The sequence below is a fragment of the Borreliella garinii genome (assembly GCF_001922545.1).
In the GTDB taxonomy this organism is placed as follows: Bacteria; Spirochaetota; Spirochaetia; order Borreliales; family Borreliaceae; genus Borreliella; species Borreliella garinii.
Window position 1 is genome coordinate 560,192 of record NZ_CP018744.1, and the last position, 24,324, is coordinate 584,515.

General features: G+C 28.3%; 19 protein-coding genes. 9 read left to right on the forward strand and 10 right to left on the reverse strand.

Features of this window, described 5'->3' with window-relative positions; translation table 11 throughout:
- Positions 1 to 57: 57 nt before the first annotated feature.
- Entirely contained in the window at positions 58 to 1,359 is a 1,302-nt protein-coding gene (eno, locus tag BLA33_RS02630; RefSeq protein WP_029346559.1) for a phosphopyruvate hydratase, read from the reverse strand.
- Positions 1,360 to 1,500: 141 nt separating this feature from the next.
- Between eno and BLA33_RS02635 the strand changes: the two genes are divergently transcribed.
- Positions 1,501 to 2,232 (forward strand): early set domain-containing protein, encoded by a 732-nt coding sequence (locus tag BLA33_RS02635; RefSeq protein WP_174565083.1) that lies wholly within the window; start codon positions 1,501 to 1,503, stop codon positions 2,230 to 2,232.
- 13 nt (positions 2,233 to 2,245) lie between these two features.
- Here the strand turns inward: BLA33_RS02635 and BLA33_RS02640 are convergent, their stop codons facing one another.
- From BLA33_RS02640 to BLA33_RS02670, 7 genes are all read right to left on the reverse strand, one after another.
- The gene (locus BLA33_RS02640; protein WP_004791633.1) at positions 2,246 to 3,217 is read right to left on the reverse strand and encodes an ATP-binding cassette domain-containing protein; all 972 of its coding nucleotides are present in this window, start codon (positions 3,215 to 3,217) and stop codon (positions 2,246 to 2,248) included.
- Positions 3,218 to 4,090, reverse strand: a complete 873-nt coding sequence (locus tag BLA33_RS02645; RefSeq protein WP_029346560.1) for an ABC transporter ATP-binding protein — start codon at positions 4,088 to 4,090, stop codon at positions 3,218 to 3,220.
- Positions 4,091 to 4,101: 11 nt separating this feature from the next.
- On the reverse strand, positions 4,102 to 5,151 hold the full coding sequence (locus tag BLA33_RS02650; protein ID WP_032985652.1) for an ABC transporter permease: 1,050 nt from the start codon (positions 5,149 to 5,151) through the stop codon (positions 4,102 to 4,104).
- Between the two features lie 15 nt (positions 5,152 to 5,166).
- On the reverse strand, positions 5,167 to 6,087 hold the full coding sequence (locus BLA33_RS02655) for an ABC transporter permease (protein WP_004791770.1): 921 nt from the start codon (positions 6,085 to 6,087) through the stop codon (positions 5,167 to 5,169).
- A gap of 336 nt (positions 6,088 to 6,423) precedes the next feature.
- Positions 6,424 to 8,049: a peptide ABC transporter substrate-binding protein gene (locus tag BLA33_RS02660; protein WP_004791931.1), complete on the reverse strand. Its 1,626-nt coding sequence runs from the start codon at positions 8,047 to 8,049 to the stop codon at positions 6,424 to 6,426.
- A 132-nt stretch (positions 8,050 to 8,181) separates the two neighbouring features.
- A complete protein-coding gene (locus tag BLA33_RS02665) occupies positions 8,182 to 9,765 on the reverse strand; it encodes a peptide ABC transporter substrate-binding protein (protein ID WP_032985650.1) in 1,584 nt (527 codons plus the stop codon).
- 97 nt (positions 9,766 to 9,862) lie between these two features.
- Positions 9,863 to 11,434: a peptide ABC transporter substrate-binding protein gene (locus BLA33_RS02670; protein ID WP_075226411.1), complete on the reverse strand. Its 1,572-nt coding sequence runs from the start codon at positions 11,432 to 11,434 to the stop codon at positions 9,863 to 9,865.
- A 402-nt stretch (positions 11,435 to 11,836) separates the two neighbouring features.
- Between BLA33_RS02670 and BLA33_RS02675 the strand changes: the two genes are divergently transcribed.
- Genes BLA33_RS02675 through BLA33_RS02685 form a run of 3 tightly spaced genes read left to right on the forward strand, consistent with a single transcriptional unit; the run spans position 11,837 to position 16,718 of the window.
- Positions 11,837 to 12,730 (forward strand): 1-acyl-sn-glycerol-3-phosphate acyltransferase, encoded by an 894-nt coding sequence (locus BLA33_RS02675; protein ID WP_075226413.1) that lies wholly within the window; start codon positions 11,837 to 11,839, stop codon positions 12,728 to 12,730.
- Positions 12,731 to 12,753: 23 nt separating this feature from the next.
- Positions 12,754 to 15,558, forward strand: a complete 2,805-nt coding sequence (gene flcA / locus BLA33_RS02680) for a periplasmic flagellar collar protein FlcA (protein ID WP_029346561.1) — start codon at positions 12,754 to 12,756, stop codon at positions 15,556 to 15,558.
- A 50-nt stretch (positions 15,559 to 15,608) separates the two neighbouring features.
- A complete protein-coding gene (locus BLA33_RS02685; RefSeq protein ID WP_029346562.1) occupies positions 15,609 to 16,718 on the forward strand; it encodes a VWA domain-containing protein in 1,110 nt (369 codons plus the stop codon).
- A gap of 6 nt (positions 16,719 to 16,724) precedes the next feature.
- Here BLA33_RS02685 and BLA33_RS02690 read toward each other — a convergent pair whose 3' ends face one another.
- The gene (locus tag BLA33_RS02690) at positions 16,725 to 17,090 is read right to left on the reverse strand and encodes a tetratricopeptide repeat protein (RefSeq protein ID WP_075226415.1); all 366 of its coding nucleotides are present in this window, start codon (positions 17,088 to 17,090) and stop codon (positions 16,725 to 16,727) included.
- 95 nt (positions 17,091 to 17,185) lie between these two features.
- Positions 17,186 to 18,316 carry a LysM peptidoglycan-binding domain-containing protein gene (locus BLA33_RS02695; RefSeq protein ID WP_004791508.1) on the reverse strand — a complete coding sequence of 377 codons (1,131 nt, stop codon included), beginning with the start codon at positions 18,314 to 18,316 and terminating at the stop codon, positions 17,186 to 17,188.
- 280 nt (positions 18,317 to 18,596) lie between these two features.
- On the opposite strand from BLA33_RS02695, the gene BLA33_RS02700 reads away from it, so the two are divergent.
- The 5 genes from BLA33_RS02700 to BLA33_RS02720 all read left to right on the forward strand — a co-directional run bounded on the left by BLA33_RS02700 (position 18,597) and on the right by BLA33_RS02720 (position 24,322).
- Entirely contained in the window at positions 18,597 to 19,655 is a 1,059-nt protein-coding gene (locus tag BLA33_RS02700; RefSeq protein ID WP_075226578.1) for a hypothetical protein, read from the forward strand.
- 418 nt (positions 19,656 to 20,073) lie between these two features.
- Complete coding sequence (locus tag BLA33_RS02705) at positions 20,074 to 21,126, forward strand: BMP family ABC transporter substrate-binding protein (RefSeq protein WP_075226417.1); 1,053 nt, start codon at positions 20,074 to 20,076, stop codon at positions 21,124 to 21,126.
- Entirely contained in the window at positions 21,126 to 22,586 is a 1,461-nt protein-coding gene (locus BLA33_RS02710; protein WP_029346563.1) for an ATP-binding cassette domain-containing protein, read from the forward strand. The genes BLA33_RS02705 and BLA33_RS02710 overlap by 1 nt, the downstream gene beginning before the upstream one ends.
- Positions 22,583 to 23,515 carry an ABC transporter permease gene (locus BLA33_RS02715; RefSeq protein ID WP_075226419.1) on the forward strand — a complete coding sequence of 311 codons (933 nt, stop codon included), beginning with the start codon at positions 22,583 to 22,585 and terminating at the stop codon, positions 23,513 to 23,515. Before BLA33_RS02710 ends, BLA33_RS02715 begins: the two co-directional genes overlap by 4 nt.
- Entirely contained in the window at positions 23,516 to 24,322 is an 807-nt protein-coding gene (locus BLA33_RS02720) for an ABC transporter permease (RefSeq protein ID WP_029346564.1), read from the forward strand.
- Positions 24,323 to 24,324: the final 2 nt, after the last annotated feature.

Consider the following 24,324-nt stretch of genomic DNA (forward strand, 5'->3'; position numbering starts at 1 on the left):
TTTATACATTTTACATTGTTATTTAAGCAAAAAAAATCCCTTTTACAGGGATTTGATTTATTTTTTCTTAATAGAATAAAAGACGTTTTTACCGTGGTATTCTGCAGTTGTTTCTAATTCTTCTTCTATTCTTATGAGTTGATTGTATTTTGCTATCCTATCTGTTCTTGAGAGTGAGCCAGTTTTAATTTGCCCCGTTCCAAGAGCTACTACAAGATCAGCTATTGTCGTATCTTCTGTTTCTCCTGATCTATGAGATACTATTGCTGTGTATCCTGCTTTTTTAGCCATTTCCACAGCTTCAAATGTTTCTGTTAGTGTTCCAATTTGATTTACCTTTATAAGGATTGAATTAGCAACCCCCATTTCAATTCCTTTTTTAAGAAATGAGGTGTTTGTTACAAATAAATCATCCCCAACAAGTTGTACTTTGTGTCCAATTTTGTCTGTAAGCTTTTTCCATCCATCCCAATCTTCTTCGGCCATACCATCTTCGATTGAAATAATTGGATATTTTTCTACCCATTTTGACCAATATTCAATCATTTGTTCAGAAGTGAGCTCTTCTTTTGTTGACCATTTAAGTACATATTTTTTTGTTTTTGGGTCATAAAGCTCAGATGTTGCTGGATCAAGAGCTATTACTATGTCTTTTCCAGGCTCATATCCTGCTTTTTTTATTGCTTCTATAATCATTTCGCAAGCTTCTTCGTTTGATTTTAAATTTGGAGCAAATCCCCCTTCATCTCCAACAGAAGTTGCATACCCTTTGCCATTGAGAATGCCTTTTAGTGTATGAAAAACTTCTACCGCCATTCTTATTGCTTCACTAAAAGTTTTTGCTCCTGTAGGCATTATCATGAACTCCTGAAAGTCAACAGAGTTGTCAGAATGTGCGCCACCATTGATAATGTTACACATAGGTGTAGGCAAAATGTTGGCTTTGTAAGCTCCAAGATATTGATAAACCTTGAGTCCAAGGTATTTCGCAGCAGCTTTAGCTGTAGCCATTGAAACCGCTAAGATTGCATTAGCGCCAAGCTTTTCTTTTGTAGGGGTTCCATCAAGTTCAAGCATTTTTTTATCGATTGCAACCTGATTTAAGGCGCTCATACCTTCAAGTTCTGGGGCAATTATGTTTTTTATATTTTCAATTGCTTTTAAAACCCCTTTCCCCATATATACAGACTTATCACCATCTCTAAGCTCAACAGCTTCGTTAATTCCTGTTGATGCACCTGATGGTACAGCAGATCTTCCGCAAGTTCCATCTTCTAAAATGACATCAGCTTCAACTGTTGGATTCCCCCTAGAATCAATAATTTGTCTGGCTTTGATTTCATAAATGTGAAAACCCATTTTTATACTCCTCTTATTATTTATTTACTTTAATGTATGTTTTTAGTATAATGTTAAAAAGTTTAAATGTGTAGCATTTACCAAAAGAATTATTATTGTGAGCTTTGTATATAATCTATGAAAGAAAAGTTTTTGTATTTATTGATTTTTACAGCTTTATGTGTTAGTAATCTTTTTTCAGATGATTATGTAATATATGATTTTGATTTGAGTTTAAATGAATTTTTAGAAGTTTCAATAAGAAAAGACAATCTTGAGCCCATAGTTGATTCCAAACGCATATTATTATTTTATCCTCCCAATAAGGAAATTAGAAAAATTTTTGCTGCTTTTGACTTTGATCACTATTCTAAGAAATATTTATTCAAAAAAAATGAGTATGGAGTTTTTTTTGTTAAAGTCAATATTCCTCATGGCACAAGCAATATAAAATATAGGCTTATTGTAGATGGTGTTTGGACTAATGATGAGTATAATAAAAATGTGGTTTACAATGAAGATTTAATCCCATTTTCTAAAATTGAGGTTGCTAAAGAGAAGTCCAGTTATATTTCGTTGAGAAATCCAATACAATCTTATGATAATAATGAGATTGAAATTTTTTATATTGGTCGTCCTGGACAAATAGTTACAATAGCTGGTAGTTTTAATAATTTTAATCCTTTTTTAAATAGGCTTGTAGAAAAAGAAGATAATAGGGGAATTTATACTATTAAGCTTAAAAATTTACCGAAGGATAGAATTTATTATTATTTTATTGATTCTGGTAACAAAGTAATAGATAAAAATAATGTTAATAGAATTAACTTATATTTTGTTGAGGGGATTGATAATAAAATAGATTTTGAAGTTTCCTATTTTGACCATAAATAAACTTTTAAATTATTTATTTATTCATTTCATCAAAAAGGTATTTAGATACAAAGTGATCTTTTTCTACTTCTTCGAGTTTTGGGTGTACTTGGGTTGATAAATGAATTTTTCTAATGTTTGCTAGAGTTTGTTCGTCTAGTTTTATATTTTTATTTTTTCTTTTTTCAGGGTTGATTTCAGGAATTGATGCTATTAGCATTTTAGTATATGGATGAATTGGATTTGAAAATAGTGTTTCTCTGGGTGCAAGTTCCAGGATAACCCCAAGATACATTACAGCGATTTTATCACTCATATATTTTACTACAGCAAGATCATGAGAAATAAATAAATAAGATAACTTGAATTCTTTTTGCAAGGTTTTTAGCAGATTTAAAATTTGAGCTCTTATTGATACATCAAGCGCAGAAACGGCTTCGTCTAAAAGTAAAAGTTTAGGATTTAAGGCCAATGCTCTAGCAATTCCTATTCTTTGCCTTTGCCCCCCTGAAAATTCATGAGGATATCTAGTTAACATGCTTTTATGTAATCCAACAATATCTGTTAGTTCGTTTACTCTTTGTTCTATTTCTTGTTTTGTTTTTGGAAGAATTTTGTTTTCATTGTATATTTCTAGCGGCTCTGCTATTATTTCTTTTATTGTCATTCTTGGATCAAGTGAAGTGTGGGGATCTTGGAATACCATTTGCATATCTTTTTTTGTTTTTAAGAGCTCTTTTTTTGAAAGTTTAGTTATGTTTTTTCCGTTAAAGTAAATATTTCCAGAAGTTGGTGTGTAAAGCTGCATTATTGAGCGAAGAGTGGTGGATTTGCCGCAGCCAGATTCTCCTACAAGTCCCAAAGTTTTATTTTTTTCAACTTCAAAGCTAACATTGTTTACTGCATTTACTTTTTGTTTGTTTTTCCAAAATAAAAAATCTTCTCCAGTTGTGAATGTTTGTATTAAGTTTTCTACTTTAAGAATTATTTCTTTTTTACTGCTCATTTAAAACTCCTCAATACTGGTTTTTGTGAGATTAATAGTATTTTCTTTTATTGAATAAAGTTTTTTATTTGGATCTTGTTCTAGTGTAAGAATTGATTTTAAGAGCCCAATAGTGTAAGGGTGTTTGGGATTATTAAATATTTCTTCTACTGTTCCTTCTTCTACAATTTTTCCTTGATACATGACAGATACTGTATCACAAATTTCAGCAACAACTGCAAGATCATGAGTTATAAATATGGTAGAAGTATTGAATTTTTTAGATAGATTTTTGATTAATAGTAATATTTGCTCTTGGATTGTAACATCAAGGGCCGTTGTAGGTTCATCCGCTATTAGTAGGGATGGATGACAGCTAAGTGCCATAGCAATCATGACTCTTTGCCTCATTCCTCCTGAAAATTGATGGGGGAAATGTTTTATTCTCTCTTCTGCGTTTACAACACCAACAGTTTTTAACATTTCTATTGCTTTTTCTTTGGCGTCTTTTTTCCCTAATCCTTGGTGTAAGATTATTGTTTCTTCAAGTTGAGTTGATATTCTTAAAAATGGGTTTAATGAAGTCATTGGGTCTTGAAATATCATTGATATTTTATTCCCTCTGATTTTTAAAAGTTCTTTTTCGCTAAGTTTTAGCAGATCTTGATTTTCAAATAGTATTTCTCCACTTTTATATACTGTTGTAAGTTCTGGTAATAATTTAAAAATAGCCATGCTTGTTACGGATTTCCCACTTCCAGATTCTCCAACAATAGCTCTGATTTCTCCTCTTTTTACAGATAGGTTAATATTTCTTACGGGATGAATTGTTGTATGTTTTAATCTAAATTCAATTGCTAAATTTTTTATTTCCAATATATTCTCTTTTTCCATTCAATTTCTCCTTAGATGCTATCTTTTGGATCAAATGCATCCCTTAACCCGTCACCTAAAAAGTTCATAAATAATAGAAATATTGTCATAACTATAGCCGGAATAAAAACTTTCCATGGATATTCAACAAATGTAGCAATTCCATTTTGTACTAATTCTCCCCAGCTTGTCATTGGAGCTGAAATTCCAAGTCCTAAAAAGGATAAAAATGCCTCAGCTATAATAAAGCTTGGAACTCTTATTGTTGTGAATATAACTATCATTCCAATGCTATTAGGTATTAAGTGTTTTAAGATTATTCTTTGATTTGTTGCACCAAAGGTTTTGGCTGCCTGTATAAATTCTGAACTTGATAGTGATTGTACCTGGCCTCTTACAACTCGAGCTACTGTTAACCATGATACAAATGCAAGTGCTATGAATAATCCTATTATACTTCTTTCCATTATTGCCATTAGTATTATTACAATAAGCAAATAGGGCAATACATAAAGAATTTCGATTATTTTGGTGATTATTTTGTCAGGCAATCCTCCAAAAAATCCTGCTATTGAGCCTAGAATAGTTCCTATTATCATAGACAAAAAAGCCCCAATAAATCCTACAGCAAGAGATATTTGGCTGCCTTGTATTAATCTTGCAAGCAAGTCTCTTCCAAGATTGTCTGTGCCAAGCACATACACTCTTTTATGTACTTTTACTTCCTTTTTGTCTATTATTTGAACTTCATTCTCTATTTTTCTTTTTATGTCTTCAAGTTTTTTTAGTTCGTTTTCATTTATTTCTCTTTTTTCTTTTTTTGCTAATCTTTCAATAAATTTTTTTTCTTTTTGGTACCATAGTTCTCCAGCAGGCTGGAAAGATGGTGGTAAATCGGAATGCTCTACTATTTGAGTATGGTATTTATATATTGGCAATATTGGCCGAAGAATGGCAATTGAGATATAAAATCCAATTACAAAAAGACTGCCAAATGCCAGTTTATTTTCTTTGAATCTTGACCAAGCTCTTCTTTCGGATTTAGAATTGTTTTCTTCATTTTGTTTTTCAATGCTATTCATTTTGATTTCCTTTTTTTATACTCTTGGATCTAACATTTTATATATAATATCTGATATTAATATAGAAATAAGAAGTATTATTGAATATACTAACAATCCCCCCATTAATACTGGATAATCTCTGTTTAGTGCGGATTCTGTTATAAACATTCCCATCCCAGCAATTCTAAATATTTTTTCAATAACTACGCTTCCAGAGATTATGGCAGCAAATGCTGGACCTATATAACTTACTACAGGCAGCATTGCTCCTCTTAACATGTGCTTTATAACGATCTTTCTGAAGCTTAGCCCTTTTGCACGTGCAGTTCTTACAAAGTCACTCTGTATTATTTCTAGCATTGAGCCCCTGATTATTCTTGAAAAAATAGCTACATTGGGCATGGTAAGAGTTATTATAGGTAGAATTAAATTTGAAAATCCCCCTCTTTCTGTGATCCATCCGGAGGTGTAAAGCAAACTCCATTTAATTGCAAAAAAGTATTGTAAAATTGGTCCTATTACGAATAATGGTATGGAAATCCCGAATAGTGCTATTGATATTATTATATAATCTATATAAGTATTTTTATAAATAGCAGCTAATATTCCTATTGGTATTCCTATTGATAGTGATATTATAAGGGATATTACTCCTAGTGTAAGTGATTTTGGAAATCCCAATTTTATGTATTGATTAACTGTAAGGTCTTTCTTTTTTAAAGAAGGCCCCAGATCTCCTTTTAGAACGTTTAAAATATAATAAAAAGCTTGAATATAAAAAGGTTTGTCAAGATGATATTTTTCCATTAATCTTGCTTTTACTTGAGGATCAATAGGCTTTTCAGAATCAAATGGACTTCCAGGAGCCATTCTCATTACAAAAAAGCATAAAAAAACTATTGCTAGTAAAGTTGGTATCATTCCTATTATTTTTTTTAAAGTAAACCTTAACATTTTTGCCCCTTTGTAAATAGATTGACAACATTACGTATTAGTCAATTATATCATATAGTGTTTATTGTTTTTCAAGCTGTAAATTATAATTTTTGATGAAATAGAAGGTTTTTTGCATTGTAATTAATAATTTAATTTTCAATAAAATGAACTTTTGTCTTTTTTAAAATTTTTTATTATAAATTTTGCTATATTGATTAGAGAAAGATTTATTTTTTTATTTAAGATTCTAAGGTAATTTCAACTTAGAATCTTAAACGTTATTTGTATATTTTTACTTTTATATTAGACTTAAATATTATTTTCAATTTATATTAAGCCTTTTGAAAAAATTAATTAATTTTGTTTTGCATTTTTAATTGATTTTAATTCAGAAAAATAATAAATTTCTGATACATTAGGATTCCATCCAGTCCATTTATCGTTTCTGAAAAGATAGTGTCCAGAATATATGTATATTGGTGCGGCAGGAAAATCTTTTTCAATTATTATTGATTCTGCCTTTCTGAGTAAATTTTTTCTTTTTATAGGATCTTTTTCAAAATCTGATTCTTTGATGAGCTTGTCAAATTCTAAGTTTGCATATTTGTATGATGCAAGTTGAGAATTTTCGCTTGTGAATATAGTAAAGTATGTGTGTGGATCCAAATATTCCCCAATGCGTCCAATTCTTATTATTTCAAAATTACCCGTATTTCTACTATTGGTAAGAACAGGCCAATTTTCATTAGTAAGCATAATGTTTATATTTAAAATTTTTTTCCATTGGTTTTGAATAAATGTAGCAACTTTTTTGTGAGTTTCGTTTGTATTATATTTTAGCGTTAGGGTTGGGAATCCTTTTCCATTAGGATATCCAGCTTCTGTTAAAAGCTTTTTAGATTTTTCAGGATCAAATAAAGCCAACTTTTTGCCATAATTGTAATTTTCAAGATTAGGCGTTATTTCTCTTGTGGGAACTGTTCCGTCATTAAGTACTTTGTAAGTTAAAGTTTCTCTGTCAATAGCTAACGTTAAAGCTTCTCTAACCTTAGCATCATCAAGGGGTTTTATTTTTGTATTAAATGAGTATAAATAAATTGCATTGCTTTTGTGTTGATAATAGTCATTTTGTAGTTTTATTTCATTTACAATATCCGGCGGTATGCTGTTAAAAATAGCATCGATTTCATTGTTTTTGTACATATTATATACAGTCATATCATTGTCAGAGGTAATGTAGACAAGCTCTTCAAGTTCTACTTCTTTTGCATTGTAATAATGTTCGTTTTTTTCAAATATAATTTTTTCATTAGGCAATCTTTTTTTTAATTTAAAAGGACCGCTGGTAACCATGTTTTCAGGGTTTGTCCAATTTCCCTTATATTTTTCAATAACATGAATAGGTACTGGCATGAATGTGTGATGTAGAAGTAATTCAAGAAAATAGGGTTTTGGAGATGTAAGTGTTATTTCCAATGTTTTGCTATCAATTGCTTTAATTCCAAGTTCAGAATCAGATACTTTTCCATCAAAATACTCCTGTCCATTTTTTATTATTGATTTAAGCATATCAACATGTGTAGATTCTGTTTCTTTATTTAAAATTCTTAAAAAAGATTTTCTTATTCCTTCAGCGGTAATTGGAACTCCATCGCTCCAAACAAGATTATCTCTTAGATAAAATTGATATGTTTTTTTATCTTTTGAAGCTTCCCAATTTTTAGCAAGTCCAGGCTTAAGCTTTCCTGTTTTAGTATTTAATGTCAAGAGCCCTGAGAATACTTGTTCTAAAATCCTTGCTCCGATTGTCTCATCTACCAAGTGTGGGTCAAGCGATGAAGGTGCTCCCCCTATATATACTTTAAATGTTAATTTTTCCTTTTCTAAATTACTCTTACATGTAATTAAAGATACGGCAAGCATAATTAGTGTTGCTATTTTAATTTTTTTACCGATTTTTTTAGCTTTATTAAAGTTCATTTTAACCTTTCCCCAAATTAAAATTATTTATAAACTTTAAGCTATCTTTTTTTTAGAATAAAGTCAATAAAAAATCGTCCATCAAAAATAAATTAATAGACGATTTTTATTTAATAATTAAATATTAATTGTTTATTTTTTTAATTTTAGTTGAGATAAATCAAATCTTTCTGAAATATTAGTATTCCAGCCTGTCCACTTGTCATTTCTGAAAAGATAACTATTTCCATATATGTATATTGGGGCTATTGGAAAATCTTTTTCAATAATTATCTCTTCTGCTTGTCTTAAGATGTCTTGTCTTTTTATTGGATCAAGTTCAAGATCAGATTTCTTAATAAGTTCGTTGTATTCTGAGTTTGAGTAATTGTGAGATGAGAATTGTGTATATCCTTGTGTGAATATGCTTAAAAATGTTGCTGGATCAGCATAATCACCTATCCATCCTGCTCTTGCTATTTCGTAATTTCCATTTGCTTTAGTGTTTAAGTAAGTTGTCCATTCTTCATTTTCAAGTTCCACATCAATATTTAAATTTTTTTTCCATTGGTTTTGAATAAATTCACAAATTTTTTTATTTGCATCGCTTGTATTATATTTTAATTTTAAAATGGGGAATCCGTTGCCATTAGGGTAACCAGCTTCAGCTAAAAGGGTTTTTGCAATTTCAGGATTAAATAATTCTAAATTTTTTGCATAAGAATACGAGCTAAAGTTAGGAGTTGCTCTTCTTGTAGGAGTAGTTCCGTTGTCAAGAACTTTATATGTAAGTGTTTCTCTATCAATAGCAAGAGTTAAGGCTTTTCTAACTTTAACATTGTCAAGCGGTTTAACTTTTGTGTTGAATGCGTAAAAATATATGGCATTAACAGCTGATGAGTAATAATCGTTTCTTAATTTTAGATCTTTAATTAAATCAGGCGGTATGGAGGCAAATATTGCATCTAATTCTTTATTTTCATACATTTTGTATGCTGTTGAGCTGTCATTTGTTGTATAAAATGTAATCTCTTGTACTTCTACTTCGTTTGAGTTGTAGTATTTGTCATTTTTTTCGACTACATATTTTTCGTTAGGAATTCTTTCTTTTAATTTAAAAGGACCACTGGTAACCATGTTTTCAGGGCTTGTCCAGCTTTGTCCATACTTTTCGGTAACATGAATTGGGATTGGAATAAATGATTGGTGTACTAGCATGTCAATAAAATAAGGCTTAGGTGATTCTAGTGTTATTTCCAATGTTTTTTCGTCAATTGCCCTAATTCCAACTTCAGAGTCAGGCACTTGTTCGTCAAAATATTTTTGACCATTCTTAATTGCTGATTTAACCATTTCAACATACTTTGAGCCAGTTTCCTTATTTAAAATTCTAAGATAAGATTTTCTAATTCCTTCTGCAGTGATTGCAACTCCGTCACTCCAGGTGATTTTTTCTCTTAGTGTAAATGTGTAAACTGTTCCGTCAGGAGAAATGTTCCAACTTTTTGCAAGTCCTGGTCTATTTCCTCCTGTGTTAGGATCGCCTGTAATAAGCCCTCTAAACATTGTGTCTATCATTTTTGATGCTACATTATCTTCTGCCAATTGAGGGTCAAGGCTACTTGGCTCTGATCCTAAGCTTATTTTAAATGATACTCCTTCTTGTGCTTTCTCTTTGCTACAACAAAGAAAGGTTAGAAAAAATATTATTAAAAATAATGATTTTTGTAATTTCATAATTTTTTATACCTCCGTTTTAAAGCTAACTTTAATTTTATAATTTTCCTTCTGTAGATATTAATTTTAAATCTTAATTTTAAAATTACTTATTTTATTATTTTTTAGTTTTAATATCTTCGTATAAATAGCTTTCTGCAATATTTGGTGCCCATCCTGTCCATTTATCATTTCTGAAAAGGTAATGAGATTTGGGTATAGATAAGGGTGCCATAGGAGAATCTTTTTCTACTATGATTGCTTCAGCTTCTCTTAAAATGTCTTGCCTTTTTATTGGATCAAGTTCTAAATTAGATTTTGTTATTAATGCATCATACTCTTTGTTTGAATATTTGTATGCTCCAAAAAAATGATTTTCTGTTGTAAGTAAGCTTTCTAAGAATGTTAAAGGATCAAAATAGTCTCCTAACCACCCCAAACTTGAAATTTGGTAATTTCCAGTTCTTCTGCTTCCTAAAAATGTTGTCCATTCTTCGTTCTCGATTTCTATTTTAATATTTAGGATTTTTTTAAATTGTTCTTGTAAGAATTCTGCTCCTTTTTGGTCTCTCCCTGAGACTTTATATTTTAATGTAGGGAATCCTTTCCCATCTGGATATCCAGCTTCAGCTAAAAGTTTTTTTGCATTCTCAGGATCAAATAATATTAAATTTTTTCCATAAGAATAATCATCAAATTTTGGAGTTAGGTTTCTTGTTGGCTCTGAACTTCCTTTTAAAACTATTTTACATAAAGTTTCTCTATCAATAGCAAGTGAGATGGCTTGTCGAACTTTTGAATTGTCTAGTGGCTTTATGGTTGTATTGAATACTATGTATGCCACTCCATTTTTTAATCCTGAGTAATAATCATCTCTTATTTTAATTTCTTCTAAATTGCTTTTTTCTGCTCCTTGCAGAAAATCGAGTTCACCGTTTATGTACATATTGTAAGCTACATTACCTTCTATTGGATAAAATATCACTTCATCAATTTCTACATTCTTTGCATTATAATATTTTTCATTTTTTTCTATTACGATTTTATCGTTAATTAATCTTTCTTTGAGTTTGTATGCGCCACTAACAACTATATTTTCGGGATTTGTCCAATTTTCTCCATATTGTTCAACAATATGCATTGGAACTGGTATGTATGCTGAGTGTGTTAGCATATCGGGGAAATAAGGCTTTGGAGATGTTAATGTTATTTCTAGGGTTTTGCTGTCAATAGCTTTTATGCCAAGCTCAGATTCAGGCACTGTCTCATCAAAATATTCTTGTGCGTTTTTTATTGTAGATTTTACTAAATTGGCATATAGTGCAGCTGTTTTTTTATTTAAAATTCTTAGATATGATTTTTTTATCTCCTCAGCAGTAATGGCAACTCCATCGCTCCAAACTATATCTTCTCTTAGGTTAAATGTGTAAACAGTTCCATTGCCAGAAATATCCCAGCTTTTTGCAAGTCCCGGTTTATATTTCCCAGTTTGTGAATCTTTTACTGCTAGCCCTAAGAATAGGTTTCTAATAATATTGCTACCGTAAAGGTCTGTTGAGAGCTGTGGATCAAGTGATGATGGTTCGCTTAAGTTTGACGCTCTAAAGGTTATTTTTTCTTTTTTTCCATTATTAGTACAAGCTATTAAAGAGAAGATAGTTAGTATTAAAGCTATTTTTATGTATTTCATGGGATTTTCCTTTTTCCATATTTTATATATTTGTTTTGTTGATTTTTTATTAATCTTTTTTAATAAAAAATTTTTTATTATATTTTGCTTTTAAATATATGTGCCTCCTGGTACTTTGATTTGCCTTATGTTTAAATTTTACTTTAAATCTTGCAATAAAGAAAGTCTAATAAATTGGGTACTCTTTAGTGATATTTTTCTATTATTGTAGGCTAAAATGTTACTTTAATTTGTGTAATAAATAAGGTATAATGGGTTTAAAATGTTTTCAAAAATGTATGCTTTTAATATTAGTTATGTATTTTTAGTTTTTTAGAATTATTTTAGAATTATTTGTTAGTAAAAAATGATTTAACTAATGATTAAGTGGCAACATAGAATGCTTTAAAAGGTGCTAGTTTTATGTTTGTACAAAATGAAAGTTTTGATAAATATTTTAAAGACATGGAGAGCGACTTTATAAGTCAATTTAAGTCTGTTGAAAATGTTAATTATTTAGATAAATCTTATCGTAATGCAGATTCTAATAGTAGAAAATTGGCAGATAGAATGATAGAGAGACTTCTTAAGAGCGGATCTACAATTGTTGGCATTCAAAATATTTTAGAACTTTACGAAAAGGCCAAATCTGGCAAGTCTTCAATTATATTAATGGAGCATTACAGTAATTTTGATTTTCCCTGTTTCCAATTTTTACTTTATAAAATGGGTTATCATGAAATTGCAGATCATATTATTCCAATAGCTGGAGTTAAGCTTTTCAGAGACAATTTATTTGTTAAAACTCTTTCTTTGGGATACAATGCAATATTGGTGTATCCACCACACGCATTTGTTGGGGTTGGTTTAGAGCATGCGAGGCAAAGACGTGTTTTTAATGCTAATTCTATGAAATATATTTATGAAAAGAAAAATAGTGGATACATTATACTTATTTTCCCTACGGCTACTAGATATAGAAAAGGAAAGCCCGAAACAAAAAAAATAATTTTCGAAATTGGTAATTATTTTAAAATTTTTGATTATTATTTGATGATTGGAGTCAATGGAAATGTTTTAGAGGTTTCTGAAGATGGAGATATGTCTCACGATGTTTTTAAAAGAGATTCTCTTATATATAATGCTGACAAGGTTATGAGTATTGCTGAATATAGGGATGAAATTTTAAGCGCTTTAAAAGATTGTCAGACAGAGATTACAAAAGAAGTTTTAGGGTTAAAAATTGCTGAAGATTTAGAAAATCGTTTTAATGTGCTTCATGCAGAAGGGCTTGAAGTTTATAAAAAGAGTTTTTGATGAGCTAGGAACTTGATTACAATATGCCTGATATAGATAAGATAAAGCAGTTTAAAAAAGAAATATTAGATAATCTTTCTAATGAAAGATTATCTAAAGAATCTTTTGGTGTAAGTATGGATGTTAATGTCCCTGAACCTGGAGAGAGTATTGTTCCTTGGATAAATGAAGATCTTGCTTTAGAGGAAAATGATGATGAGCTTGATTTAAATTTTATGCTTGATGCTCTTGAGAGTGAGGATAAATTGCCTTACTCTGACATTTTTAATGACAATTTACCTTTAAGTAGTTCTGACTTGAAAGTTGATATGGATTCAGAGTTTTCAACTTTGAATAATGATTTTGACGTTTCTTCTAGCGATTCTTTTGAAAATAATATTGACAAAGTTCTTGATGATAATTCTATTGATTTAGACATTGCTTCTAAACTTGATTTTGATAATTTAATCAATTCTTCAGAATTTAATTCTGAAGAATTGATTAACAATCAAGACAATAATAATTTTTTAGAATCTAGCAATGATTTTTTTGTTTCGGGGGATGATGATTTTTTAGAATCTAATAAATCTAATGAAATTAATATTGATGCCACAGTAAATGATAAAATCCAGGCAAACGAACAATCAGAGATGTTTGTTGGAGATGATTTAAATTTAGGCACTGATGACAATGATTTTGAAAATGTTGCAGATGATTTTAAATTTTTAGAGTATGATCAAAATACAAATTCTAAACGCTTTGAATTTAAGGTTAATTATCCGTTATTTTTGAAACATTTAAGTTCCTATCCTAGAAATTTAAGAATTGCAATTGCCGAGGCTTTAACTAAAGAGAATGTTTCAAGGTATAAACTTGAAGCTTTAATTGACCTTGTTGAAAAAAATAAAAAAGGGTTAAAATTTATTGCTAAATTTGTAGGGGATATTGTTGGGCGATCTATTAAATTGCCTTTAATTTATTTTAAGGCGGAAGAATTTAACAAGCTTCAGCAGAAATTAAGCTATAGAATCTCAAGGGCTTTACTACCTTTGATAAAAATAGCTTCTCTTTTTGTTGTTTTAGTATTAGTTTCTTTATACTTTATAGTAGATGTAGTATTTTTTTATGTTGCCTCTGAGGGCAAGTATAAAGAGGGTATAGAATCTATATATGCAAATAAAAGAGAGCTTGCAAAAGCTATCTTTAGAGACGCTTATTACATTAGGCCCGATGATAAATGGTTTTTAAATTATGCTAAAGCGTTTGAAGAAATCAGAGATTTTGATAGTGCTGAAGAGAAGTATGAAGAATTGTTTACAATTGAGCCTTTTTCTAAAAATTCTGCAAGCAGAAGGCGAAAAAAGTTTAATAAGGAAGGATATATTGCGTATGCTTCTATGAAAATTAGTCTTGGAGAATACTCTCAGGCCAATTCAATACTTGATGAGGTTATATCTTATGATCTTTATGATTATGATGCTTTAGTATTAAAGGGAGATAATTATTTTAAATGGGCTAAGACAAATTATAATTACTATAAAGATAGTATTAATAGTTATACAGTTGCGCTTTCGAAGTATGGACAAAAAAAGGAAATTTTATTTAAACTTTTCAATGCTTATATTGAAGCCGATTTAGATACTGAGTCTGACAATGTTAATAATTTTATTAAGTCAAATGAAATCCTAGATGTTGATGAAGTTGTTTATACAAAATATGCTAAAAAGCTGATAGACAAGTATATTTCTTTTGTGACCTATAACCAGAGGGCAAATAATCTTGCCATAAACCTAAATTATCTTAATGGACAAACAAATTTATTGAATAAGGAATTCTCTGATTTTAAAAGAAATGATGGTAGAACTATTTTTAAGCTTGACAATAATGTTAATATGAATTCAGAGATTGAATACATTCTCAGAAAAATATTAAATAAAAATCCCAATTATGATAAGGCACTTTTTGAAAGTGGAAGATATTCTTATTATATAGGTGATTTCAAGAAAGCGGAAGTATATTTGCTTAAGGCATTAAGTAGCTTTAGGCAGAAAAATTCAATTGAAGATGCTGGTGACAAGATATTGGCTTATAAAATTTTAGCAGACATTTATGAAAAATCTAAGGATTCTCTTAGAGCTAGCAATATTATTGGTTTGGCCCTAAATGATTATTCTTTTTACAAAAAACATAATCTTATAAAAGGGTCTAAGGAGATTTCTTCGATTTATGAAAAGCAAGGCGATATTCTTAGATCTTTAAATGATTTTAAGTCTGCGATATCTTCTTATAAATTGGCAATAAATGAGGGTGTTGATTATCCGGATGTTTACTATAAGGTTGGATTACTTAGTTATAGGGAAAATAATTATGATGATGCATTGAAATATTTGTTTAAAGTAGAGAGCATGGCGGGGTTTTCAAGTAGTAACGAAGTTTTAAATTCTATTGCTCTAACTCTTTATAAAATAGGTGATTTTTTAGCTTCCAGGAGCTATTATTTAAGAGTTATGCAAAATTTAGAACTAGAAAAGGCTAATGTTTTGAATTTTAATCCCAAAGAAAATGATTATCATAAAATTCTTTTATTAAAAGAAATTGAAACTTATAATAATCTTGGAGTTGTAGAAGTGATTGCTTCTTTTTCATCCATAAGAGATACTAAACTTTTTAATTCTGGAGTTAGTAATTTAAGCGAATCAGCTAAGATTTTTGATATATTAAATAGAGATGAAGATATGATAAAAAGTGTTAAAAAAGATCTTGCTAGCTTAAATCTCAGGAATATTTTTAAGAATAATTTTTTTAAATCGAATGTTTTGTTTTATGAAAATTTATCCGAAAAACTTTAATTATGGGTCTTATTCATTTGTTTTGAATTATTTATGAGGGTGGTTTCCTTATGAAGAAAATTTTTTTCTTTCTTTTTATTAGCTTTTATTTGTTTGGATTTGAAGATAATTCTTTAAAAATCGACATTGATGATGTTTATGTTGAGGCCCATGAAGAGGGATTTCATCTTTTTATTAGAAAAAAACCTTCAATCAAGTCAGTAATATTGACAGAGTCTTTTGAAATTCCTGATAAGAAAAAAGATGTGGCGACTTATTCATTTCGCACATTAAGTTATAATAAGATTAATGGAGATGAAATTCGAATTTTAAATGGGAGGGTTATTAAGAATAAAGAACTTTTATCATTAACATCGTCAACACCTGTTCCTAATAAGAAGTTTGGAGAAGCTTTTCATATATTGATTCCAAAAAAATTAAAATATGGATTTCCAAATTTTTCAACAAGAAGTGGTGAGATTGATTTAGAAATATTAAAGAGCAAGAAAGAACCTTTTTGGTTTTCTATAAGATCTTTTGAGAAAAAATATAATGATTATTTAGGTAGGTATCAAGACAATGCTTATGAATTGTTTTTCAAGGATACTCAAAATCAAGGAAAAATTGAATTTAATGAATTAAGGGATACTTTTACAAAATTTTCAGATGAGGTTGTTATTGCTAATAATGGCATTGATATTGTTGATAAAATAAAAAAAATTTTAAAAAACTCAGAAGATTCAGTTTATGATTTAGATCTAGTGCTTGTTGTTGATGTTACTGACAGCATGAAAAGTAATATTGAGATTTTAAAAGAGCATTTATTTTCAATAATAGAGCCTCAACTGCAAAAGTTTAAATCCTATAGAATAGGTCTTGTTTTTTATAAAGACTATCTTGAAGATTTTTTAACCAAAGCTTTTGATTTTAATACTATCCCTTATTTAAATAATATTCTTAAATATGTCAGCGTTGGTGGTGGTGGAGATTATCCAGAGGCTGTGTTTGAGGGGATTGATGCTGCCGTAACTCAGTTTGATTGGAGGGCAGAGAGAAGATTTATTATTGTCATAGGAGATGCCCCTCCTCATGAATATCCAAGAGGGTCTGTTGTTTATAAAGATGTTATCAATTCTGCAAAAGAAAAAGATATTACAATTTATGGAATAATATTCCAGTAAAAATTTTTATTTTTTTAAATTTTTATTTTCCATTTTATTTAATATTTTTTTAGCTAAAGGCTTAATCCATTTAGGCATTTTTGCCTTATTTTCTATTAGCTCTTCAAATATTTTTTTTGCTTTTTCTGTTTTGTTTATTGTGTAGTATATGAATGCAATTTCATATTTGCCAGTAGCAACTATATTCGGATTGTGATCGAAATTTTGAATCATTTTTTCGTATGCTTTTAACGCAGAGTTGTAATCATTAACATTGATAGCCTTTTGAGCTTCTCTGAGATAAATCCCATAAGGAGTTTCTTTTGTTAATTTTTTCAAGTTAATTGTATAGCATGAAATGAGTATTAAGTTTAATAATACTAGTTTTTTCATTTTCTGTCTCTTTTAGAATGTTTTTATTTTTAATTTTATTAGATATAAAGCAAGAAAGCAAGACTCTTGTAGCCTTGCTTTCTGATTGTTTTTAATTATTTAGCAGGAATTATTATCTTCCAGTTGGAATGAATCAGATCTGGATTTTGTATTTTTTGTCTGTTAGCAAACCAAATTTTTGGCCATAAGTAAGGGTCATTATATAATTTTTTAGAAATGCCCCATAAGGTATTGCCTATTTTTATTACATAAAGCTCACTACTTGCATTGCTTTGATAAGCTTCTAGGTATCTTGCAGATTCTAAAAATAATTCATTGGCAAGTCTAAAGTTTTTGACATGTTTAGCCTCAACTCCTTTTTCCCATAATTTTCTAGATCGCTCAATAAGTTCTAGTGTTTTGAATTGTTCTTGAGGTTTAGAGTTTTTTGCTATTTCTAACTTTTCTGTATATGCTAGTACTATTGGAGTTTCTGTTTCTCCAAGAAGATAGGTGTCTTCATTAATGTTTAAAAGGTTTAAGCGACTGTTTCTTTCTTTAATAAATGCTCTACCATTCCATGGTGATGGTTTAATAAGCTTATTGTTGCTATAAATTGGCAAGTTGGAAGCCGCTTCAAGAGCTTTTAATTGTTTATACATTCTTTCATCAGTTTCTTTTAAAGCTTTAGCTTCTTTAGCATTTTTTGCTGCTTGTTGTGCTCTGTTGAATGCTTTGCTATACATGCCAAGGGCATCGTCAAGATCGTAATTTTTATATTTTCTTGTTGCTTCGAAATACAAGTTGTTTACTTCGTCGATTTCCAAAGGAATCCATATATATGCTTCATTTGCTTCTGCATCGTTTAGATACTTTTCGATATTTTCTTTAAGGTAATTTACTTTTTCTTTTTTTTCTCTTGTTTCTTTTATTATTGTTTTGTATCTTTCAATTACTTTTAGCGCAATTTCATTTATTTCTTTTGCTTTTTTTTTAGAAAAATTTTGTTTCATTGCTTCTTCTAATTTTTCAGCTTCATTGAACTCTTTAGAATAAAAAAGATGTCCTCTTTCTTTTATTAGTTCATTTTTAATGTCTTTTATATCTCTTAATTCAAAACTTTTAGTATCTAGCTTTGCAATTTTAGCATTTTTATTCTCTCTTGCTTCTGGAGGCGTTGTGCATGCGATAAAAGAGATTGCTACTACAATGCACAGCATCAATATTAATTTATTCTTTATATTCATAAATACACCCTTCTAATAACTTGGCTTCTATTATCTTTAATTATCTTTAAAGTAAGAACCCCTAAATATTAAAGTTCTTTTTTGCTATCCTATTATTATAGCAATTATAGCATGTCAATAAAAACCTAATATTTTTAATTCTTAAATTAAATTATAGTTCTTTTTTACCATTGTTCAAAGTGTAATAAATTTATGTAAAACAAGGTATAATTAAGTTGATAAGTTTTTTAAAGATTGGGAGAGCTATATTTTTAAAATGTATTATTTTGTCCTTTTTGTATTGTTTTCAAGCAGGGCGTTGTTTTCTCAAGTAGCAGTTATAAAAGAAATAGAAGGTAAAGTTAGTGTTATTAGAAATACAGTTCCTATTAAGTTGGATTTAGATGACGAAATTTTTGAGTATGATTTTATCGAAGTTGGAGAAAATTCGAAGCTTAAAATAAATTTATATGGAATAAACGGTATTTCTGCAGATTTAATTTTTTATTCCAATACAAATAGTTTAGTGTTTTATTCTTCTCTTAAAGATTTGCAAGATGCAAAAATATATTTATTTAGAGGAAGTCTTGATGCGGCAATTTACAATATTGTTAAAGGATCTTCATTTTCTGTTATAATAGACAATAATTTATTTAAAGCTGAAAATGCGTCAAAATTTTATGCCAACAGTGATTATTTTAATAATTTTTTTATTAATGTTTACAAGGGTAGTGTGGGGCATATTAATAAAACCGAATATTTAATTTTTCCCAATACTAGTCTTTTGCTTTTTAATGGAAATTCTTTTTTACATAAAGTCAATGAAGGCACTTTAAAGGGTGTTAATCAAAATTTTATAAGGATGGCTAAAGATAATTTTATGTCTTTAAATAAAGGGTTTTTATATTTTTTTATTTTAAAATACATTGAAGATAGTTTTAGATTTAACTTTATGTATGATCATTTAATGAAAGATTTTAAATTTAATTCTATATATTCAAAATGGAGCTTGGAAGATAAAAATTATAAACTTGGTAACAGGGTTGACATGAATAAAAATGTTAATTATTTAAAGGGAAGAATTGGTGTGCTTTTTAATAATTTTGTTGACTTGGCCAATAGGTTTTATTTTGTGGATGACGTTTTTAAATCTTTTTCTACTTTTTTCGACAAGTCAATAGCTGCTAACAGCCCTATTTCAAAATTTTTAAAAGATTACAAAGCTAATAAAAATTTTTTAAAAAATAAGTTTTTTAAAACAATTCATTCTCTAAAGATGTATTTAAGACGTTCTAATGATGACATTACCAGTAATTTAAATGTTAATGAATTGCATTTATTACGTCCTAGAGAGTTTTGATTTTTATATATTTAGCTTTTTATGTTAAAGTTATTTGTTGGATAAAATGATATATTCCTTGAACTTGAAAATTCAAATAGAAGGAGAAATTAACTGATTGGTTTTGCTAGCTATTTTAAACCATTGATATTGAGTATTTTTTAAAAAATGAAAAATTTTTAAATTTTATTATATATTATTCAACGGAATTTAAAATTTGCATTCAGAATTTGCTTAATATTTTATTTAATTTGGATTTTGATTTTTTTTACAAAATCTTATAATAAGGGGAAAAAATGTGCTCTTCAGATGTTTAGATAATTTTTTAATTAGTTTTGGAGGCTTTATTTTTATAGCTTATTATGGATCTTTTTTGTATTTGACTTTCGTGGTATTAATTTGAATTTAATAATAATGAATAAAAGGATGTTTTATCTTTATGAGTAAGAACTTGTTTTTTAAAGTGTTTTGGATTTTATTCACAGTATTTCATTTATATTTATTTGTTTATTTAATTTTTTTAAAGAAGCGAAAAACTGATGTTTCTAATAAAACTAATATTGCTTTATTTATTCCAGGGGTTATTTCAGGGTCTCCATCTTATAAAGAAATGTATGATTCTTTGTTTGAATTCAAAAAAAAGCACGAAGATCTTGAAATTAAAGTTTTAGAAGCTGGATTTAATCAAAGTGAGTGGATAGAAATGCTTGAAAAATTATTAAATTCAAAAAAATATGATTTTTTAATAACTACGAATAATGCTATGCAAGATATTGTTGATAGTGTTTCGAGCAATTATCCCCATACTAAGTTTCTCATTTTTGATTCTTTAGTCAAAAACACTAACAATCAAGTTTATTCAGTCTCTTATAACGTTGCAGAAGAGGCATATATTTTAGGATATTATGTAGGCCTTTTTTTAATGGAATTTGTTAAATCTGGCTTTGGGAATGCTGCTCTGATTGCAGGTCAAAACTATCCTGCTATGAGAGATTATATTTATTATTATTTTAAAAAAGGCATTCTTGATGTGGGTGTTAGGTCTGAAGTTTATTATAGAGTTTTAGGCAATTGGCATGATAGTAATTTGGCTAAATTGTTATCAGACTCTTTAATTAAAGATTCGGGGGCCTTGGTAATACTTCCTATTGTAGGACCTGCTGTTGAAGGAGTACTTTCTTCTGTTAGAGAGAATAATATTTCTGCGGTTCTTTTTGATAGTGAAGATTATTTAGATAATAAAGAAAATATTATTGGTTCGGGAATTACAAATCAAAAATATTATGTTTCATATATTTTGGATAAGGCTCTTAAGTCAGAGATTAACTATGGGAATTCTGATATTTTTGGTATAAAACATAAAGGGGTTTTATTTAATCTTTCAAATGTTTTTTACTTAGGGCAAACCAGTCAAAAGTTGAAAGAAGATCTTTTAAAAAAAATAGAAGAGGTTAGTGCAAATGGTATAAAAATTGATTTGGAACAAAATTAATGGTAGAGTTTAAAAATATAGTTAAATATTTCCCAGATATTGATAAGCCTATTTTAGATAGTATTAATTTAAAAATTGGAGAAGTTAAAATTTTCACAGTAGTTGGTAAAAATGGAGAAGGGAAGAGCACTCTAGCCAAGATTATTGCCGGACTTGTTGAATTTGATAGTGGTGAAATATTGGTCAATGGTATTAAACAGAAAAATTGGAATGTAGATAAAGCTAAAAATAACGGCATTTATCTTGTCTCTCAAGTTCCTAATTTGAAAATGAATTTAAGAGTATGGGAATATTTGAGTATTTATTGGTTTGGTTATGCATTTTTCATGCCGATGAATAAATCTAAGACCTATAAATATTATAAATGGCTTATGCAATTTTATAAAATTTCTTTTGATCTAGATAAGAAAATTAAAGATTTGAATATTAAAGAGATTTATTTTTTACTTATTATTGCTTCTCTTAAAGAGAATGCAAAAATAATTATTTTTGATGAGAGTGCTGCTTATTTTTCTCAAAAAGAAGCTCAAGCTTTTATAAAATTGCTTGTATTGCTTAAGAAATCAGGAATTGCCTCTTTTTTTATTACCCACAGTGAGATAACAGATGCTGTAAAATTTAGCGATGAGTTTATTGTTTTAAAAGATGGTAAGTGTTTTAGAACAATAAATAAAGAATCAATTTTGAGTAAACTTGAATCCTCTAGCGATAAAACATTTTTTGCAAATATTAATTTTAATAAATTTGAAAAGGATTCTATTAAATTTAATCTGTTTTTTGAAGATTTTTGGAAGTACGATGTTAGTTTTTCTTTAAATAAAAGGGGTGTTTTAGGAATAATTGGTGAAGAAGCTACAATTAAAACTTGGGAAAAATTATTCTTAGGAGAACTTATTTTTGTTGGGTGCATAAAAATTGATGGCATCAGATATGAGCGAATAAATATTTTTGAGTGTAAAGCGGGATTTTTACCTCTAGGTATTGGCAATTTATTTCCTGATAATAGCAGTATATTGGATAATTTTTTAGCTAAATTTATGAATTTTGAAAATAAAATTTTTATTAGGCAATCTTATATTAATAATATTAAAAATTTTTTTAAAAAAAAAATGGAATTTTGTAGCGAAGAGAAAATATATAGAATTCTTTATTCCAAATCTTTGGCATTTTCTGGAGGAACTTTGAAGAAGTTTGCTCTTTACAGAGAAATGTATATTGCAAAAAGTTTTTTAGTTTGTTTTTCTCCTTTAAGCAATTTAGATCATAAGGCTTATAATGAAATGTCTGTTGCTATTCGTAATTATTCAAAAGAAAAGCCAGTTCTTTTGATTACCTCTAATTTAGATGAATTACTTTTGCTCTCCGATAACATTTTAGCAATGAAAATGGGAGAAGTTTTGTTAAACGTATCTAGAGAAAAGATTAGTAAAGAAAAATTAAAGGAATTACTATTTTTATGACCTTGTTTAAAAATGGTTTAATGGCATTAATTTTTTCTTTTTTGATATTAAGTATTAGCTATTTTTTTGGTGATTTTTTTCAATTTTCTTATATCAAGATGATATCTTGGCGTTTTATTTTATTTTTAATAATGGCTACTGGCATTGCTACTTGCGCCAAGAGCAATGCATTAAATCTTGGAAATGAGGGTCAGGTTTATTTTGGAGCATTTTTCGTTTATATATTTTCAAGTTTTTTTGGATTGACTTATTTTAATTTTATATATTTGATATTTTTAAGTTCTTTTTTTGTGGGACTTTTAGGACTTCTTCCCTTTTTTATTACTTTTTTCTTTGGATTAAATAGAGCTTTAACAGGGCTTTTAATATCTTATGGAAATCAAAGGTTGGTAGATGGATTTATTTTAAATATGTTGAAAACAGGTAGTTTTTCTAATCAGACAAAAAGAATCAATGGTTTATTTGCTTTAGATTCATCACTTATTTACTTATTTTTATTTGGTATGTCAATTTGGTTTTTTTATTTTTTTATGCATAAAAAAACTATTTATGGACTTCAGCTTGAAATATTAAGTAATAAGAAAAAGATAGATATTTTTTCCAATATAAATGAATTTAAATATAAGTTTTTTGCTGTATTTGGTAGTGCTTTTTTAAATGGTCTTGTAGGTTCTATGTTTGTAGTGTTTTTTAAACCATATTTGGTTTTAGGGCTGACTTCGGGGCTTGGTTGGAACAGTTTAATTGTTGCTGTAATTTCAGGATTTAATTATATTTATGTATTATTTTTTAGTCTATTATTTTCAATATTAATCGAATTTAATAATTTTCTTAATATAAATTATGATTTTAAGTATGAATTTATTGGTCTTTGTCAATCAATTGCTATTTTTCTCTCTTTATTTTTGATTAAAGCTAGGAAAAAGTAGATGTTTGGTATTTTTGAGCAAGCTATTGTATTTTCGTATTTAGCACTTGGGGCCCTTTATACAGAAAGGATAAAACTTTTAAATGTATCTATTGAGGGCATTTCGTATCTTTCAATATTTTTAACATCTTTTTTTATTTATTTGGGATATGGAATTTTTATGTCGACCATTTTCACTCTTTTTATCAGCTTTTTGTTTGGATTTTTTTTATCTTTTATAGTAAAGAAAAATTATGATATTTTTATAGCAGGAATAGGTATTAATATTTTTTGTTATTTTTTTGTTGATTATTTAATGAAGAGTAATTTTAATTTTATTCCTGGTTTTACTTTGAATTTATCTGGTAATTTTGAGATTATTACTTTTATTGCGATTTTTTTCATTTTTTTATTTATTACTGTTTATGTTATAAGTTATTCAAGAATTAGAGCAGTTTTTGAATTTATATCTTCAAGAAATTATGAAGACATTTTGGGTGAAAAAATAAGCAATCGTTTCAAATCTTTTGCAATTTTTGTATCAATTTTCACAGCAAGTCTTGCCGGTTCATTTGTTGCAGTAAATCTTAATGCTTACTCTTATAATTTGGGACTAAACAATGGTTGGCTTGCTATTTGCATTCTTTATATTGCATTTTCAAATCCTTTATTAATTTTCCCAATTTCTTTTTTGATAGTTTTTTTTGAATATCAATTTTTTCACACCCAAGAGTATATAAATTCTTATTTTTCCCTTTCTTTTACATTTTATGTGGCAATAATAATAAATATATTGGTTTCGCTGATTAAGAAAAAAGATAAATCTTAAGT